This window comes from Galactobacter valiniphilus (assembly GCF_003575975.1).
GTDB lineage: Bacteria > Actinomycetota > Actinomycetes > Actinomycetales > Micrococcaceae > Galactobacter > Galactobacter valiniphilus.
On record NZ_QQXK01000001.1, the window covers coordinates 133,958 to 151,476 of the forward strand.

The following is a 17,519-nucleotide window of genomic DNA, read 5'->3' on the forward strand; positions in this document are numbered from 1 at the left end:
CGGCACTTTACTCGCCGGGGGCCAGGAAGCGCAGGAATCCTTGCGCAAGTAAGTCGCGCGCCGCGGCGAGCAACTCCTCGGCGCTGGGACCGCTGCCCGGGGCGCTGGCGTCCAGGAGCGCACACACGGCGCGGGCGAGGGAGCCGAGCGGCAGCTCGCCGTCGCACGCGGAGACCAGCCCGGCCTCGGCCGTGGAGAGCAGGCGCACGCGGCGCAGCCCGGCGCCCTGGCGCAGCATGATGGCCTGCGGATGCTCGTCTCCGGGACGCGCGTGCGTCTCCACCGTGACGTCGTCTGGCACGACGGCGTGCACCAGCTCGATCTGAGCGCTCGCCACCGCGTCGAGGCGCCACACGGCCTCGCCGAGCGTGGGGCCCACGGGCTGGGCGATGGGGTGCTCGATCGACTCGAAGCGGCGCCCCACACCAGCAGGGGCACCCGGCGCCGTGCGGCGCAGCCACACCAGACCCAGGCCCACGCCCCCGACCTCGCGCGAGGCGAAGTCGTCGAGGTACTGGGCGTAGCGCTCCTCGCCGGCGGCGCGGTCGCGCATCTCCGACGCATCACGCAGCCACGTCTCGGCGTAGCCCTCCGGGCTCTCGACGTCGCGCTGGATGACCCAGGCCTCGACCCCCTCGGGCGTCCAGGCCGCGGGGCGCCCGGCCCAACCAGGCACCTCGGTGCCGGTGACGGGGTCGGTGGCCGTCGCGTCGTCGGGCAGGAGAGACTCCGGGATTTCCCAGTTCGCGAGCATCTGCACCGTGCCGCCGGGCGCGAGCACGGAGGCGAAGTCGTGCCAGAGCGAGGCGACGAGCGTGTCGCCCGGCATCCCGCCGTCCCGGTACGTGAAGCGCTCACTCTCGTCCTCGCCAGCCCGCCGCGGGGTGATGACGAAGGGCGGGTTGGAGACCACGAGGTCGAACTCCTCGCCGGCCACCGGCTCGAGCAGCGAGCCCTGCAGGAGGCGCACGCGCTCGCCCAGCGAGGCCGGGTTCAGGCCGAGCGCCGCGGCGTTGAGGACGAGGTTGAAGCGGGTGAAGGCGAGCGCGCGCTCGGAGAGGTCCGTCGCCGTGACGTGATCGCAGTGGGCGAGGAGGTGGAAGGTCTGGATGCCGCAGCCCACGCCGACGTCGAGGGCGCGGGCGGCGGGGCGGCGGATCGTCGCGGCGGCGAGCGTCAGGGAGGCCTGGCCGATCCCCAGCACGTGGTCGTGGCGCAGCACGCCCGGGCGCTGCAGGGCCCCGAGATCGGAGGCGACCCACAGCTCCGCGTCAGCGTCCGAGGCGTGCGGGCGCAGGTCCACGGCGGAGCGGAGCGCGCCAGGTCCCGAGGGTGCGGCCTCCAGGAGCCCCAGGTCCAGGGCACCCTGCCCGCCTAGGCGCGGGAAGGCCTGGGCCACGCGTGCCGAGGGCAGCTCCTCCGCGAGCAGGAAGAGCCGCACGAGCGCCGCCAGCGGGGCGGCCGCCGGGTCCTCTTCGAGCGCGGCCACGGCCCGGCGAGCCGCCACCGGGTACTCGCGCCCGAGGGCCGCCATGGCCCGCTCACCCAGGGCCTCCTCGATCCGCGCGTGGCTGAACCCGGCGGCCGTCAGATCGGTGGCGAGGGCCTCCAGCGCGGCGAGATCGTCGCTGCGCGGGGCGCCCTGCACGCGCGAGAAAGCTGGCGTTTGGCTGGCGTTTTCGTGACTCACCCCTCCAGTCTAGAAAAGCCGGCCGGTGCGTGGATCGATGCAGAACCGTGCCTTCACGAGTGCGACGTTCAAAGCAAACATCGGTACGCTCGATCCATGGTTGCTAATGCGAGTGATGAACTGATCGGCACCTGGGTCCGCGGCTGGGCCGAGGCGCGCGGCTACGAGACCCGCCACGAGGGGCCCATCCACGCCTACCGCCGGACGGGCCAGGACGCGGAGCACTGGGAGTATGTGATCCACAACCCCAACGCCGAGCAACTCGCCGCCCTCGCGACCGCCCTGAAAGAACATCCGGGCCGCCGCGTGACCGCCTTCACCAAGGACATCGACGCCCTGGTGTCGCAGGCCTCGGCCGCCGGCCTGGAGCTGGTCTCGCAACGCGAGGCGCTCATGGTCACCGACATGACGGTGCAAGACGTGGAACCGCCGCGCCTCGAAGAGGGCCTGCACTGGGAAGAGAAGCGCGACGGCAGCCACGCGTGGGTTTCCCTGCACCGCAGCTCGGACGGCGCCGTGATGGCCTCCGGCCACGTTGCGGCGATCGACGACTACGCCGTGTTTGACCGCATCGTCACGGCGCCCGAGTTCCGCCGCCGCGGCTACGGCTCGCTCGTGACGCGCTACCTGGCGTCCATCGCGACCGAGTCCGACGCCGACGAGGGCCTCCTCGTGGCTAGCACCGACGGCTACGAGCTGTACAAGTACCTCGGCTGGACGCTGCTGGGCACCATGGCCGTGCTCGAGGCCCCCAACACCCAGGACGGCCACGAGCGCGTGGGCCACACGGCCTGAGATTCTTCCCGCACGACGGCGCGTTGTCGCCTCGTGCGCAAGGGACGCCGGGATTCCCCGGCGCCCCTTTCTTGTCCCCGGAGTGCGCGGGCGACGCGGGGCGCGGCTGCTGCGCGTCGCGTGGAAGGATGAGGCCCCATGAAGGACTTCCGGACCCTGATCCCGCTCCTGGGCCGCGGCGAGGACCCGGAGCAGCTGCAGCACGTGCACACCCTGCCCGCGGCCGAGGCGCGTTACGCCGGCTGGCCCGCCTGGCTCGATCCGGCGGTGCGATCGGCCTTCGCGGGGCGCGGCATCGGCCAGCCCTTCGTGCATCAGGTGCAGGCCGCCGAGTCCATCCACGCCGGCGCCCACACGATCGTCGCGACGGGCACGGCGTCCGGTAAGTCGATGGCCTACTGGATGCCCTCGCTGGACGCCGTGGTGCGCGGCGGGCTGACGCCGGACGGCACGCGGACCGCCGGCCGCGGCGAGGCAACGGTCCTGTACCTCTCCCCCACCAAGGCCCTCGCGGCCGATCAGCTCACCTCCGTGCACAACCTCAAGATCGAGGGCGCGCGCGCCGCCTCCTACGACGGAGATACGCCGCGCGAGGAGCGCCGCTGGGTGCGCGAGCACGCCAACGTGGTGTTCACGAACCCTGACATGCTGCACTTCGGGATCCTGCCGAACCACGTGCAGTGGGCCGGCTTCCTGCGCCGCCTGAGCCATGTGGTGGTGGACGAGGCCCACGGCTACCGCGGCGTGTTCGGTTCGCATGTGGCCGTGCTGCTGCGCCGCCTGCGCCGCGTGGCCCGTTCCTACGGCGCCGAGCCGATCATGGTGGGCGCCTCCGCGACGAGCGCGGATCCGGCGGCGAGCTTCTCCCGGCTCATCGGGGCTCCCGCGGCGGCCTTCGACGACGACGCCTCGGCGCGGGGCGAGCGCACCGTGGCGCTGTGGGAACCGCCGCTGACGGACCAGCGCGGCGAGAACGGCGCCTTCCTGCGCCGCACGGCCATCGCCGAGACCTCCGACATGCTTGCCAACCTGGTGTGCGCCCATGTGCGCACGCTCGCGTTCATCCGCTCGCGCAGGGGTGCCGAGGCGATCTCCACGACGGCCGCCCGCCTGGTCGGCGAGATCGATGCCGGCCTGCCTCACCGAATCGCGGCGTACCGCTCGGGTTACCTGCCCGAGGAGCGCCGCGAGCTCGAGGCCGGCCTGCGCAGCGGCGAGCTGCTCGGCGTCGCCTCGACCTCGGCGCTCGAGCTGGGCATCGACGTGGCCGGGCTCGACGCGGTGCTCGTGGCCGGCTGGCCCGGCACCCGGGCCTCCTTCTACCAACAGATCGGCCGCGCCGGCCGCGGTGGGCAGGACGCCCTCGCCGCCTTCATCGCCGCCGACGATCCGCTCGACACCTATCTGGTGCACCACCCGGAGGCCGTGTTCGGCGCAGGGGTCGAGGCCACCGTCTTCGACCCGGACAACCCCTACGTCCTGGGCCCGCACCTGTGTGCCGCGGCGTCGGAGCTGCCGCTGCGGCCGGACGAGGTCGAGGAGGTCTTCGGACCCCGGGCTCCGGGGATCGTGGCCGACCTCGTGGAACGCGGCTATCTGCGCCGCCGCCCGGCCGGCTGGTTCTGGACGCACCCCCAGAGCGCGCACGAGATGGTCGAGCTGCGCTCGGCCGGCGGCGGGCCCGTGACGATCGTCAACGCCGAGGACGGAACGGTCCTCGGCACCATGGACTCTCCGCAGACGCACTATCAGGCGCACACGGGGGCCATCTACATCCACCAGGGCCGCAGCTACCTCGTCGAGGAACTGGACGAGGCCAACCACGTTGTGGTGGTCTCGCGCGCCCAGCCCGAGTACTACACCCAGGCCCGCGACATCACCACGGTGGAGGTGATCGAGACCGAGCACAGCGAGACGTGGGGCGAGATCGGCGTCCACTTCGGCGATGTCCAGGTCACGACACAGGTGGTCTCCTTCCAGCGCAAGGCGATCGTCAGCAACGAGCTGCTCGGCGAGGAACCGCTGGAGCTGGAGCCGCGCGTCCTCTTCACGAAGGCCGTCTGGTTCACCATCCCCGAGCCGCGCCTGCACGCGGCGGGCATCGACGCGGAGACCGCGCCAGGCGCGCTGCACGCGGCCGAGCACGCCGCGATCGGCATGCTGCCGCTCGTGGCCTCGAGCGACCGCTGGGACATCGGCGGCGTCTCCACGGCCCTGCACGCCGATACGGGGACCCCCACGATCTTTGTGTACGACGGCCACCCGGGCGGGGCCGGCTTCGCCGAGCGCGCCCACGCCATGGCCCCGCACTGGCTGCGCGCCACCCGCGAAGCCATCCAGGCGTGCGAGTGCTCCGCCGGCTGCCCGTCCTGCGTGCAGTCCCCCAAGTGCGGCAACCGCAACAATCCCCTGGACAAGGCCGGCGCCGTGAAGCTGCTCGGGGAGATCCTGCACCTCGTTCCCGCCGAGCGCGGACGGCGTTAGGAGACTGCTCCGGCAGCTGCGAGTGGAGCGCCCGGTGGAGATCGACGGGTGGAGGCCGATGACGTCGACCGTCGGGTGGCAGGCGCGTGGTGCCGATGCGCTCACGGCGGGGCTCCCGCCGCGGCCTCGGCGCTGGCCTGCGGGAGCGGGAAGACCCCCCAGCCCGGTGCCCGATCCGAGGCCACGCTCACCACGGCCGCGGCGCCTTCGGCGGCGCTGAGCGCCGAGGTAAAGCGGCAGGCCAGCACGCGCGCTCCATTGCGCGCCGCGACCTGTGCGGCCACCGCACAGGGATCCCCGTGGCCGCCCAGTCCCCGGGCGGCATCCGAGGCGGCAAGCGCCGCCAGCTCGGCCGCGGCGGACGCCCTGCTCTGTTCGAGACCCGCCGACGCGAAAAGCAGGGCCGCCACGATGCAGGCCGCGGCCGCCGCCAACAGCGCGAGGCCCAGGGCCGTGGCGGCTCCGGACTCGCCGCTTCCGCGGCCCGGACCGCTTGCACTGCCCTGACCGGCCGGACCGCTCGCGCCTGCCCGACGCGGCGGCCCACCCTGACGATCCGCTCGGCCTGGGCGGCCCGAATCCGGTGTCTCGGGCGTCCCCGGCGCCCTCATCACTCGAGCCCCGCTTCCACGAGGGCTGCCGCCTCACCCGAGACCGTGATGGAGGGGCCCAGCAGGCCCCACAGCGGCACCTCGCTCGTCACCGTGACCTGCGCCCACTCGCCGCTGCGCTGCACGCTCACGGCGACTCCGTCTCCGGCGAAGCTGGCCGCCCGCTCCGTGGGTCCTCCGCGCGCAGCCTCCCGCGCCACGGCCCCGGCCGCTTGCTGCACGCGCACGGTGGCCGCACCGAGCACGCCGACGGCAACGATGCTCAGCAGGGCCAGCAGGACCACCGGAAGCACCACGGCAAATTCGGCCGTGACGCTGCCGCGCTCCCGCGCCGAGGTGCCTGCCGCGGGCTCCCGGTGATCCGCAGGCATCTCAGCCGCCGATCGCCTGGCGGATGAGGTTCATGAGCATGCCGCGCACCTCGCCGCTGCCCAAGATCGTCACGAGCAGCCCGGCAAAGCCGACGGCCGCGAGCGTGACAATCGAAAACTCGGCCGTGGCGATGCCCGCCTCGCCCCGCAACCGCCGCGCCGGTTCCGGCACCACGGGTGCCTCGCACCCCGTTGCGTTCTCCTTGTTCATGCCGCTCCTTCTCCTTGTGTCCCGGCGGGGCCGGGTCCCCCGGACCGCAACCGGCCCGTCCACCCAGCCTGGCCCGCCACGGCGCCCAGCGGCGGGGGAGGAGCGCCGATTGTGGATCGCCGCGCCGACCCGAGCCGATGTGAGGGAAGCACGTTCAAAACCAGGGCAGTAAGGCCAGCGCTACCGGCACGATGCCGAGGCACACGAAGGCCGGGAGTGCGCACAACCCCAGGGGCAGCACGAGCCGCACCGTCATGGCCGCGGCCTGCGCCTCCTGCTCGCGCGCGGCCCGCCTCCTGGCCTCGGCGGCCGCGTCACGCAGTAAGGCGGCCGCCGGCGCCCCGGTACGCGAGGAGAGGCGCAGCGGTGCCTCGAGCGCGGCGCATCCCGGGGCAGAGGCCCAGGCCTGCGCCCACCCGGAACCCCAGCGCAGGCGCGCAGCAACCGCCCCGAGGGCCGGCACCGGGCCCTCCCGGTCCCCGGCCGCCTCGAGGGTCTCCTCCACGCTCATCCCGCTGTCGACGAGCGCCGCCACCGCGTCGCAGAGCAGGGGCACCTCCGCCAGCGGGGCGCCGGCCGGACGATCCGGCTCCGTGCCGCGCAGAGCTCGATGGTGGGGAGCGTGGTGCGAGTCGCGGCCCGGACTCAGCCCGGGTGCATGCCGGGCCGCGCGTGGGCCGCGTTGCGGGCCGCACGGTGGTGCCCCGGCGACGAGCCACCACAGGGCGGACAGCGCGACGGCGCAGAGTGCCTGGAAGATGAACACGCGGATCAGCTCCTCGGGACCGCTGGCGCGGCGGCACGCGAAGCCCGTTCGCCCGGCTCGGGCGGCGTGCTCCGTTCCTCCTCCGGCAGCGCGATCACCCGCCGGGACCACAGGAACGCCGCGAGCCAGAAGGCGCAGCCCAGCCCGGCCGTGATGCGGCCGGGCACGCTCCCGACGAGCACCTCCACGGGCCGCGCTCCCAGCGCCTGCGCCAGCAAGAGTCCACCGACCGGCAACCACGCGAGGATCTTGCGGGTGGTCCCGGCCGCCGCGGCGCCGGCCTGGCGGGCCCGCAGGGCATCCGCCGTCGCGGCGGCGTCCTCTGCGAGGCGCTCGAGCAGCGGTGCCAGCGGCGCGCCCGTGCGAGCCGCCATGCCGCACACCCATCGCAGGCGGCTCCAGCTCGCACCGAGGCCCGGCGCCCCGGGGCCGTGGGCCGCGGGCTCACGACGCCGGATCTCGACCCCGGCCCCCAAGGCCAGCGCAACGGAGGTCGCCGCGTCGCCCCACGCAGCCTCGAGCTGCGTGGCCAGCTCTCGCTTCGCCGCGTCGCGACGGCCGCGCACGCGGGTGAGGGGGTCGCGCCGCAGCGGCTCCGCCCGTTCAGCCCCCTCCGCGCCGCCCCCCGACGTCCCCGGCGCCCCGATGCCGCGAGGCTTCCGGTCGGCCTCCGCGGTCCGGCTTCGCATCGTCCGCCCGAGCGTCCGCCGCGAGCGCGGCGAACGCCTGTGTTGGCGTGGCCCCCGAGCGCAGCAGGGCCGCCACCCGCGTCAGGTGCTCCCGGGCCGCGTCCGCTTGGGCGATGCGCAGCCGCACTGGCTCCGGCCCCGCGGGGCCGCGCGCGCGCTCCCGGCGCTCCCGGTTCTGCCGGCGCTCGGCGCACTCCCGGAGCCTCCGGCTCGGCGCCCCTCCCCCACCCGGCGCCGGCAACAGACACGCCACCAGGAGTCCCACGGCCAGCGCGGCCAGGACCGCGCTCATGTCCCGCCGCCGCGGTGGTGGCCGGCGAACCAAGCGAAGGCTGGCCCCGGGACGGGCCTGCCACGGGCGTCGGGTTCGACGATCGGCTCGCTGAGCAGCCGCCCGTCCACGGCGAGCAGCCGGACCATGGCGACCGGGCGCCGTCGTCCGCTCTCATCCCGCGCGAGGTGGACCACCGCGTCCAGCGCGGCGGCGGCCTGCAGGGCCGTGGCCCGCTCGTTCCACCCGGCGAGCGCGCCGAGGGCGAGCAACCGCGCCGGCACATCGGCGGCGGAGTTCGCGTGCACCGTCCCGGCCGCCCCGTGGTGGCCGGTGTTGAGCGCCATGAGCAGTTCGCGCACCTCCTCGCCGCGGCACTCGCCCACGACCAGGCGATCCGGCCGCATGCGCAGGGCCTGCCGGATGAGCTCGGCCAAGCTCACCTCGCCGCGGCCTTCCGCGTTGCTCGCGCGGCTCTGCAACGCCACGACGTGCGGGTGTGCCGGTGCCAGCTCGCCGGCGTCCTCCGCGATCACGATGCGATCCTCCGCAGAACAGGCCGCGAGCAGTGCCGAGAGCAGGGTGGTCTTGCCCGCCCCGGTGCCGCCGGAGATGAGCAGATTGAGCCTGGAGCGCACGGCGTGGGCCAACCAACCGGGCCAGGGGTCGCCCGGTTCGGGGAACAACCCGTCGAGGCTGGCGGTGCTCCGCCCCAGCACGCGCACCGAAAGGACCGTGCCCGCGGCCGAGACCGGGGGGAGGACAGCATGGACGCGAAAGCCGCCCACCACCACGTCGCCGTACGGCCGCGCGTCGTCGATCCTCCGGCCACCCAGCGCCAGGAGCCGCGTGGCCAGGCGGCGGCGTTCCTCCTCGTCCTCCAGGCGCAGCGCGGAGCGGTGCAGGCCGTCGTGGTCTTCGACCCACACCTCGCCGCTGGCCAGGACCAGCACGTCGGTCACGCCCGGTCCCTCCGCCAGGCCCTGCAGCGGCCCCAGCCCCGTGAGTCGGTCGCCGACCCACGCGGACACGGAGGAGAGCTGATCGGTGCCGCGGATCGGCGCGAGCTCGGCGACGGCTTCGAGAACGCGGCCCGGATCCGCCCCGCCGCCACCGAGGCCCAGCCGCTCGCGCACCGCCTCCAGCAAGAGCGGCGTGGGCTCGCCCCGCCCGTCCAGGTAGGCGTTCACGGGGCGCCCGGCCCGGCCCCGGCCAGGAGGCGAGGCAGCCATAGCCGCCGGGCGAGGCGCCGCAACGCCCGCCCCGGTTCCGGGCCCGACGGGTCGGCGGCGCTGCCGGCCCACGCGGCGCCGAGCCACCCCGCGAGCGCCGGCCCGTCCGGGCTGCGTCCCCGGCCGCGCAAGACGCTCAGGCTGACGGTGGCGCCGGTGCAGCGGTGCGGCGGCCAGGCCCCGTCCTCGCCCGCGCACGCGAGCACGTGGGCCGCGCCCGCAGGGACGGCGGCTAGGGGCCATTCGAGCGCTCCCACGGCGACGATCACGAGCTCGAAGGTCGAGGCCAGGGCCCCGCAGACAGCAGCCACCTCCGCAGGGGGCATGCGGTCAGGATCCTCCCCCGGGGCCCAACCGAGCCTCGCGATGGCTCCGTCGGACGCCAGCAGCTCCGGCAGGCCGGCCACCGACCCGTCCGCCGCCCACCGGCGGGCGCTCTCCCAGCCGGGCACCCCCGGCTCCGCCTCCCAGCGTTGAACGGACCCCGGGTCCGCGTCCACGAGCACCACGGGGAGCCCCTCCGCCTCGGCGGCGTAGGCGAGCGCAAGCGCGGCGCGTTGGCTCCCTCCGGCACCGCCGAGCCCGCCCACCGCCACCACGACGCCGCGGCGAGTCCGGGCGCTCAGCCTGGCTCCCAGCCAGGCCGCGCCGGAGGGCAGGGTCACGTGGGGGTGATCCGGGTGCCGCGCCGCCACGGCCCACGCGGCGGGGCCGTCGGCGCCCAAGAGGACGGCGCCCGCCGGCGGATCGGGTTCCTCGGCGGCCCACACCAGCCCTCCCACGGGCGACGCCGCTTCGCGCCGCTGCAGATACCCGGACGGGCGGTCTGCCGGAGATCGGCCGGAGCGCTCGTTTGGGCGCTCGGCGGGGTGGCCGGGACGAGCCGCAAAGGTGCCGCCGTCGGGGAAGCAACGCGCCCGCAGGCCAGCAGCGAGCAGCGCCGCGAGCACGTGCCCCAAGAGTGGTTCCCGCACACCCACGACGTCGACGCACGGCGCGGTGCTTGGCCCCGACTCCCGCGCGTCGCTCGCGCCGGCCGCGGGCACACGGGAGGGGAGGTCCGGGGCACCCGGGGCCCGCAACGGCACCGGGGCCGGAGGCACCGCCGGGGCCGCCGGGGCCGCGGCATGATCTCCCCCACCGTTGCCCTTGCGGCCAACGCCGCGCCCCGGCCCGGCGACGAGCCATCCGCTCCGACCCGGCCTCGGGGCGGCGCCCGCCGTGTCCCGTGCGTGCGCACGAGGCGAGGACGCCTCGTGGGCGAGCAGCCCGACCGCGCGACCGCCGCCGGGCGGGCCGAAGATCACCGCCTCGACCTCGCTCCAGTCGTCCGGCTCGGGAGGGCGGTGCCCTCGGGGCCTGGCGCGCCGACGCACCCAGTCGCGTTCGCGTTCTCGCTCCCGCTCGAGCTCGCGATCGAGCTCGGCGGCGCTCTCCGACCGCCGCCGGGGCGTTCCCCGTACCCGCTCGCCGCGTTTCCGCCCGGCCGGCGCTTCCTGATCCAAGGTCCACATCGCTCCAGCGTGCGCGCGTTCCGCGCTGCGCGCTGGCCGCGGGACGGGGTCCGTGGACGGGCTCGGGATGTGAGGGGAAGCCACCCTCACCGGGGCCGGCCTCGGCCGCACCGCGGCAACGGCGGCTGCGCCCGTCCGGCCCGGCCCCGGCTCCCGGTCCCGCCCCGGCGCCCGGTCCCGCCCCCTCACAGGCCCTCCGGTGGCCATCCTGTGTCCACAGCACGCGGCCCGCGCCAGCACCCGTCGCCCCCGTCGGCAAGAATGGGCCCATGACGGCCTATCTCTTGGCCCCGCTGGCAGGCGAGGCGCTCGCCCAGCCCCGCGGCGTCGTCGTGCCCTTGGATGCCACCGGGCGCCCGACCGGCCCCGGCACACAGGCTCCGCGCGCCGAGCTCGCCTCCGTCGTGGCCGGCATCGAGGCGGCGGACCCGGCCGCCCGGTGGGTCTGGGAGGACTCGCGTTTCGCCTACCCGGAGCTCCTGGAGGCCGGTGTGGAGGTGCGCCGCTGCCACGACCTCGGCCTGACCGCTCTGCTCCTGCACGGCGCGGTCGACTACGTCCCCACGCCCGGGCTTCCGCCCCGCAAGCTCCCCGAGCTCCCCGCCGAGGCCTTGGCCACGGAACAGGACGCGCTCTTCTCCGCGCTGACCCCGGACCCGCCCACCCCGCAGGCCTTGGCCGAGGAGTACGCGGCCCAGCTCGAGGCCCTCGCAAGCGCCGGGGCCCGGGGCCGCACGCTGCACCTCTTGGCTTCCCTGGACTCGGCCGGTTCGCTCATCGCAGAGGAGATGCGCCGCGACGGCGTCCCGTGGGACCGCGCCGAACACGAGCGCCTGCTCGCCGAACGCCTGGGCCCCCGCGTTCCTCACGGCGCGCGCCCGGCCAAGCTCGCCGACCTCACCGAGGTGCTCCAGGACCTCCTGGACGCGCCCCGGCTCAACCCCGATTCCCAGCCCGAGCTCCTGCGCGCGCTGCGCGGCGCCGGGCTCGACGCGCGCAGCACCCGGCGCTGGGACCTCGAGGAACTCCACCACCCGGCCATCGAGCCGCTCCTGCGCTACAAGAAGCTCCAACGGCTCCTGACGGCCAACGGTTGGGCGTGGCTCGACGCCTGGGTCCGCGGCACGCGCTTCCACCCCGAGTACGTCGTGGCCGGCGTGGTTACGGGGCGGTGGGCCAGCCAGGGCGGCGGCGCCATGCAGATCCCCCACGATGTCCGCTCCGCCGTGCGCGCGGACCCCGGCCACGTCCTGGTCGTCGCCGACGCGAGCCAGCTCGAGCCCCGCGTGCTCGCCGCCATGAGCGCCGACCACGCCCTCGCCGAGGCCGCCCGCGGGCGCGACCTCTACCAATCCATCGCCGACAAGGTCTTCGGGGGCGACCGCGAGATGGCCAAAGTCGCCATGCTCGGCGCCATGTACGGCGGCACCACGGGCCCCTCCGCAGCCATGGCCCCGCGGCTCGCCGCCGCCTACCCGCGCGCCACCGCCCTCCTGGAGGAGGCGGCGCGCACGGGCGAGCGCGGCGGCACGGTCCACACGTGGCTCGGGCGCACCTCGCCGCGTCCGGCGCCGTTCGGTGGGGGAACGGGCTCAGGCTTCGGGCCGGACGGCCCCGGTCCGGGGGACGAGGCGCCCGACGCCGTGGGGCCGGGTTCGCGCGACACCGGCATGCAGGCGAACGCAGGGGGAAGCGGCGCGCTCGGCGGGCAGGGCAACTCCCTGTCCCCCAGCCAGGATGGCGCCCCGCGCGCGGCAGGCGACCCGGCAGCGGCGGCCCGGGCGTGGGGTCGCTTCACCCGCAACTTTGTGGTGCAGGGGACGGCCGCCGAGTGGGCCGAGTGCTGGATGGCGGACCTTCGCTCGCGGTTGCGCGCCACGGCGCCTGGCTCGCGGCAAGTGTTCTTCCTCCACGACGAGATCATGGTCCACGCCCCCGAGTCCGAGGCCGTGGACGTGGAGATCGCGCTGCGCGCCGCGGCGGACGGCGCAGCGCGCCTGATCTTCGGAGACATCCCCGTGGACTTCCCCATCTCCGTGGGGATCGCCAGGGACTACGCCACGGCCAAGTAGCGGCTCAGTAGCCGCGCGGGCGCACGCGGTCGTGCTCGTCCCACGGCTCGCCCCAGCCGAGCTCCTCGAAGAGCCCGTCCAGGATCGCGGCGGTGAAGCCCCACAGCAGCCCGTGCTGGGTCCGGAACGCCGGCATGGTCCACTCGCGCCCCGCGCGCTCGAGCACGGTCATGCAGCGGTTCGCCGGGTCCAGCAGATCGGCCACGGGCATGCGGAAGACGGCGGCGGATTCCCCGGCGTCCACCACGCCCACCTCGCTGGGTTCGCTCCACCAGCCAAGCACTGGCGTCACGGTGAAGTTCGAGACCGTGGGCGCGAGCGGCAGCGCCCCCAGCACCTGCACCCCGGCGGGGTCCAGCCCCGTCTCCTCGACGGCCTCGCGCAACGCGGTGGCCACGGCGTCGGCGTCCTCGGGGTCGGCTCCTCCGCCCGGGAAGGCGATCTCGCCCGCGTGGTCGCGCAGGGTGGACGCGCGGACCACGAGCAACACGTCCAGGTCCGCCGGCACGGCGGCCGAGGGGTGCTCCGCCGGGTGCCCGTCCAGGGCACCGAAGAGCACCAGCACCGAGGCGCTGCGCGCCGGCCGGTCCCCCGCGGGCGGGCGCACGCGGCGCAAGCGGGCGTAGCCGGCCTCGCGCGCCGGATCGCGCTCGTAGGCGCTCGCCAGCGCGGCGAGCTGCTCGCGCGCCGTGTTGCACGACGGCGCGGGCTCGGCCTGGGTGCTCATGGTGAACCTTTCGATGGGAGGCGGCCGCAGGAAGACGGCCGGTCCGCGCATCGGCGCGGGTGCGCGGCCGCCCGCCGGGGAGCGGCCAGGCGAATCGTCACGCCTACGGGCCGAGTGGGTAGCCCATGGCCCGTAGCTGGCGGCGCGTGTAGCCCTGGACCATGAGCCGGTGCAGGTCCTCGCGGCCCGGGGCCAGCTCGTACTTGAGCAGCGCCTCGGCGGCCTCGGGGTCGGTCTCGCCCTCGCCGAAGGAGGGGCACCACTGCGCCACGGGGCACGCCCCGCAGGCCGGCTTCTTGGCGTGGCAGATGCGCCGGCCGTGGAAGATCAGGTGGTGCGAGAGCATCGTGTAGTCGCGCTTCTCGAAGAGCTCCCCCACCTCGGCCTCGACCTTGACCGGGTCCTCCTGGTCGGTCCAGGCGAAGCGCCGGGCGAGCCGCCCGAAGTGCGTGTCGACGGTGAGCCCTGGACGGTCGAAGGCGTTGCCGAGCACCACAAACGCGGTCTTGCGCCCCACGCCCGGCAGCGTCACGAGGTAGTCCAGGTCCTCCGGCACCTCGCCGTCCTGCTCGGTGACGAGCCGGCGCGAGAGCTCCTGGATGTTGGCGGCCTTGGTCTTGTAGAAGCCAGTGGGTCGCACGATCTCCTGCACCGCCGCGGCGGGTGCCCCGGCCAGGGAGAACGCGTCGGGGTACGCCCCGAACAGCACGGGCGTGACCTCGTTGACCTTCACATCCGTGGTCTGAGCGGAGAGCACTGTGGCGACGAGCAACTCGAAGGGGTTCTCGAAGTCCAGCTCGGCCACGACGTACGGGTACGTCTCGCCGAGCACCTTGTCGATCTTGCGGGCGCGGCGCTTCTTGGCCAGGTGCGTCTCGTTGTCGAGGACGCGGGCGCGGCGCTGCGCTGGGGTGAGGCGAGGGGGCATCAGCCAAGTTCCAGGTCGCTCGTGTCGCGCAGCAGGCCCTCACGCCCGTCGTCGTGGCGCACCACGAGGCCCTCGGGCAGCGTGCGCACGGCGAGGAACCACTCCCCCGGTTCCACCGTGAACTCCACGGCGCCCGTGCCGCGGTTCTCGGCGGGTCGTGCGTCGGGGACGGCGAACCAGAACGCGGCCGGCTCGGGCTCGTCCGGGGCGGCCGAGGAACCGATCACGCGGGTGTGCGGGGCGGCGGAGTGGGGCACCCGCGGCACGGCGCTGCGCGCCGGGGCCGGTGCCTCCCCCTCGGCGAACGCGCCGTCGGACGCAGCGCCGGACGCCGCGCCGGACGTGGCGCCGGACGTGGCGCCAAAGGAGGACGCGCCAGCGTCCGCCGGCCCGCCCACTCCACCACCCGACGTCGTGCCCCGGGCCCCAGACTCGCGACCGGCGGCACCGCGCCGGGCGCCAGGCGTGGACCAGCCAGCCGGCTCGGACGGGGCGATGTCGCGGCGCAGCAGCGGCACACCGGCCTGCGGCACGTAGTCGGCGCCGAAAACCGAGATCCACGAGGCACCCCAGCTGGCGACAAACAGCGCGGCGGCGCCGAGGACGGCAAAGAGCTGCGCGAAGGCGCCGGCCCCGCCGAGGCCGCCGAGCGCCACGACCAGGGCGGCGGCCGCCACGACGGCGCAGAGCTGGTCAAGGGAGAAGGAGCCGAGGTCGAGGCGGGCGCGCCCGCGCAGCCGGCGCCAGGCCACGCCGCCGGCGGCGGCCAGCGGCGCCAGCAAGCCGAGCACGATCACGGCGAAGTCGCCGCGCGTGCGGCCGAAGGAAAACAGGGAGGCGAGGGCCAGCACCACGGCGCCGGCCAGATAGGTGGTCTCGCGCGCCGTGAAAGGTCCGAGCACCGCCCGCGCGTTCGCTTGCTCACTCATGCCGCTCCTTGGGGTAGACCTGGCCGCCTCCCGGCGGCCCGCGCAGTGGATCAGCGCGTAGCACCGTAAGGCCTAAGCCTAACGACTATGACGGGTCTAGGAGGCCCTGATGGTCACAGTGCGGACGCCTGGTGATGATCACACCACAAAGCGTTGTAACGTGAATCACAACGGCCCCCTTTGTGAAAGTTTGAGGAAGGACCCCATGGGAGAGAACTCCACCCTGGACAACCTGCTCACCGAGCACCGCACCTTCGCGCCCTCGGCCGAGTTTGCCGCCCACGCCGTGGCTGACGCCTCGCTCTACGAGCGGGCGAGCGAGGATCGGCTCGCCTACTGGGCCGAGCGCTCCCGCGGCGCCCTGACCTGGGCCACCGATTTCACGCAGGTGCTCGACGACTCCAACGCGCCGTTCTACCGCTGGTTCGCCGACGGCAAGCTCAACGCCGCCTACAACGCGCTCGATCGCCACGTGGAGGCCGGGAACGGCGACCGCGTCGCGCTCATCTTCGAGGGCGAGCCGGGCGACACCGCCACGTACACCTACGCCGAGCTCACCACCGCCGTGAAGCAGGCAGCCAACGCCTTCGCCGGACTGGGCGTGGGCGCGGGCGACCGTGTGGCCGTCTACCTGCCGATGGTCCCCGAGGCCGTCATCACCATGCTGGCCTGCGCCCGCCTGGGCGCCGTGCACTCCGTGGTCTTCGGCGGCTTCTCCGCCGACGCGCTGCGCAGCCGCATCGACGACGCCGAGGCCAAGCTCGTCGTCACGGCCGATGGCACGTGGCGCCGGGCCAAGCCGAGCCCGCTCAAGCCGGCCGTCGACGCCGCGCTCGAGGCCCCGGGCCACACCGTGTCCACCGTCCTGGTGGTCAAGCGCAACGCCGAGCCGACCAACTGGGTCGAGGGGCGCGATCAGTGGTGGCACGAGGTCGTCCCGAACGCCTCCCCCGAGCACGAGGCCGAGGCCTTCGAGTCGGAGCACCCGCTCTTCATCCTCTACACCTCCGGCACCACGGGAAAGCCCAAGGGCATCCTGCACACCACCGGCGGCTACCTCACACAGACCGCCGTGACCCACCACGACACCTTCGACCTCAAGCCGGAGACGGACGTCTACTGGTGCACGGCCGACGTCGGGTGGATCACCGGCCACTCCTACATCACCTACGCGCCGCTCGTGAACGGCTCCACCGTGCTGCTCTACGAGGGCACCATGGACACCCCGGATCGCGGCCGCTGGTGGGACCTCGTGCAGAGGCACAAGGTCACCATCATGTACACGGCGCCCACGGCCATCCGCACGGCCATGAAGTGGGGCCGCGAGGTCCCGGATTCCTACGATCTCTCGACCCTGCGCGTACTGGGTTCGGTGGGTGAGCCCATCAACCCCGAGGCGTGGATGTGGTACCGCGACGTCATCGGCGCCAACGCCGGCGCCGGCACGGACGGGCAGCCCGGCCCCCGCAAGGAGAACCCGGCCCCCATCGTCGACACCTGGTGGCAGACGGAGACCGGCGCGCACATGATCGCGCCGCTCCCGGGCGTCACCGCCACGAAGCCCGGCTCGGCCCAGGTGGCCGTCCCCGGCATCACGGTGGACGTCGTGGACGAGGCCGGCGTCTCGGTCGGCAACGGCGAGGGCGGCTACCTCGTCATCCGCGACCCGTGGCCGTCCATGCTGCGCGGCATCTGGGGCGATCCGGAGCGCTTCAAGGAGACGTACTGGTCCCGTTTCGAGACCATGTACTTTGCCGGCGACGGCGCCAAGAAGGACGAGGACGGCGACATCTGGCTCTTGGGCCGCGTCGATGACGTCATGAACGTCTCCGGACACCGCCTCTCCACCACGGAGATCGAGTCCGCGCTGGTCTCCCACGACGCCGTGGCCGAGGCCGCGGTGGTGGGTGCCAAGGACGAGACGACGGGCGAGGCCGTGGTCGCGTTCGTCATCCTGCGCGGCGCGGACGCCGAGTGGCCCGAGGACATCTCGGAGCAGCTGCGCCTGCACGTGGGCAAGGAGATCGGCCCGATCGCCAAGCCCAAGGCCGTTTTTGTGGTGCCGGAGCTGCCCAAGACCCGCTCGGGCAAGATCATGCGCCGCCTGCTCAAGGACGTCGCCGAGGGTCGCCCTGCGGGCGACGCCTCGACGCTGGCCGACACCACGGTGATGGATCAGATCGCCGCCACGATGCGCGGCTGATCCGCCTCAAGCGCACAACGCACGAC

15 protein-coding genes are annotated in these 17,519 nt (G+C 74.5%); 4 read left to right on the forward strand and 11 right to left on the reverse strand.

What is annotated here, in order from left to right:
• Positions 1-7: 7 nt before the first annotated feature.
• On the reverse strand, positions 8-1,690 hold the full coding sequence (locus DWB68_RS00675) for a DUF7059 domain-containing protein (RefSeq protein ID WP_119423204.1): 1,683 nt from the start codon (positions 1,688-1,690) through the stop codon (positions 8-10).
• 96 nt (positions 1,691-1,786) lie between these two features.
• On the opposite strand from DWB68_RS00675, the gene DWB68_RS00680 reads away from it, so the two are divergent.
• Positions 1,787-2,485, forward strand: coding sequence for a GNAT family N-acetyltransferase (locus tag DWB68_RS00680; protein ID WP_119423205.1), 699 nt, complete (start codon positions 1,787-1,789; stop codon positions 2,483-2,485).
• A gap of 138 nt (positions 2,486-2,623) precedes the next feature.
• Positions 2,624-4,969 (forward strand): DEAD/DEAH box helicase, encoded by a 2,346-nt coding sequence (locus tag DWB68_RS00685; protein WP_119423206.1) that lies wholly within the window; start codon positions 2,624-2,626, stop codon positions 4,967-4,969.
• A 101-nt stretch (positions 4,970-5,070) separates the two neighbouring features.
• Here DWB68_RS00685 and DWB68_RS16510 read toward each other — a convergent pair whose 3' ends face one another.
• The 7 genes from DWB68_RS16510 to DWB68_RS00720 form a co-directional block, all read right to left on the reverse strand.
• A complete protein-coding gene (locus tag DWB68_RS16510; protein WP_233548532.1) occupies positions 5,071-5,253 on the reverse strand; it encodes a hypothetical protein in 183 nt (60 codons plus the stop codon).
• A gap of 326 nt (positions 5,254-5,579) precedes the next feature.
• Entirely contained in the window at positions 5,580-5,951 is a 372-nt protein-coding gene (locus DWB68_RS00695) for a TadE family type IV pilus minor pilin (RefSeq protein ID WP_119423207.1), read from the reverse strand.
• A gap of 1 nt (position 5,952) precedes the next feature.
• Entirely contained in the window at positions 5,953-6,162 is a 210-nt protein-coding gene (locus tag DWB68_RS00700) for a DUF4244 domain-containing protein (RefSeq protein WP_119423208.1), read from the reverse strand.
• A gap of 154 nt (positions 6,163-6,316) precedes the next feature.
• Positions 6,317-6,928, reverse strand: a complete 612-nt coding sequence (locus DWB68_RS16095; RefSeq protein WP_158588158.1) for a type II secretion system F family protein — start codon at positions 6,926-6,928, stop codon at positions 6,317-6,319.
• A gap of 5 nt (positions 6,929-6,933) precedes the next feature.
• Positions 6,934-7,494 (reverse strand): hypothetical protein, encoded by a 561-nt coding sequence (locus DWB68_RS16100; protein ID WP_158588159.1) that lies wholly within the window; start codon positions 7,492-7,494, stop codon positions 6,934-6,936.
• Positions 7,495-7,905: 411 nt separating this feature from the next.
• Complete coding sequence (locus DWB68_RS00715) at positions 7,906-9,078, reverse strand: TadA family conjugal transfer-associated ATPase (RefSeq protein ID WP_233548533.1); 1,173 nt, start codon at positions 9,076-9,078, stop codon at positions 7,906-7,908.
• A complete protein-coding gene (locus DWB68_RS00720; protein ID WP_147391535.1) occupies positions 9,075-10,079 on the reverse strand; it encodes a hypothetical protein in 1,005 nt (334 codons plus the stop codon). Before DWB68_RS00720 ends, DWB68_RS00715 begins: the two co-directional genes overlap by 4 nt.
• A gap of 824 nt (positions 10,080-10,903) precedes the next feature.
• Between DWB68_RS00720 and DWB68_RS00725 the strand changes: the two genes are divergently transcribed.
• Positions 10,904-12,706 (forward strand): bifunctional 3'-5' exonuclease/DNA polymerase, encoded by a 1,803-nt coding sequence (locus DWB68_RS00725; protein WP_119423213.1) that lies wholly within the window; start codon positions 10,904-10,906, stop codon positions 12,704-12,706.
• Between the two features lie 4 nt (positions 12,707-12,710).
• On the opposite strand, the gene DWB68_RS00730 is transcribed toward DWB68_RS00725, so the two are convergent.
• From DWB68_RS00730 to DWB68_RS00740, 3 genes are all read right to left on the reverse strand, one after another.
• The gene (locus DWB68_RS00730; protein ID WP_119423214.1) at positions 12,711-13,433 is read right to left on the reverse strand and encodes an NUDIX hydrolase; all 723 of its coding nucleotides are present in this window, start codon (positions 13,431-13,433) and stop codon (positions 12,711-12,713) included.
• Positions 13,434-13,536: 103 nt separating this feature from the next.
• Positions 13,537-14,361: an endonuclease III gene (gene nth, locus DWB68_RS00735; protein WP_119423215.1), complete on the reverse strand. Its 825-nt coding sequence runs from the start codon at positions 14,359-14,361 to the stop codon at positions 13,537-13,539.
• Positions 14,361-15,290 (reverse strand): hypothetical protein, encoded by a 930-nt coding sequence (locus tag DWB68_RS00740; protein WP_119423216.1) that lies wholly within the window; start codon positions 15,288-15,290, stop codon positions 14,361-14,363. The genes nth and DWB68_RS00740 overlap by 1 nt, the downstream gene beginning before the upstream one ends.
• A 205-nt stretch (positions 15,291-15,495) precedes the next feature.
• Here DWB68_RS00740 and acs point away from each other — a divergent pair, with 205 nt between their 5' ends.
• Positions 15,496-17,493: an acetate--CoA ligase gene (gene acs / locus DWB68_RS00745; RefSeq protein ID WP_119423217.1), complete on the forward strand. Its 1,998-nt coding sequence runs from the start codon at positions 15,496-15,498 to the stop codon at positions 17,491-17,493.
• The last annotated feature ends 26 nt before the right edge of the window (positions 17,494-17,519 follow it).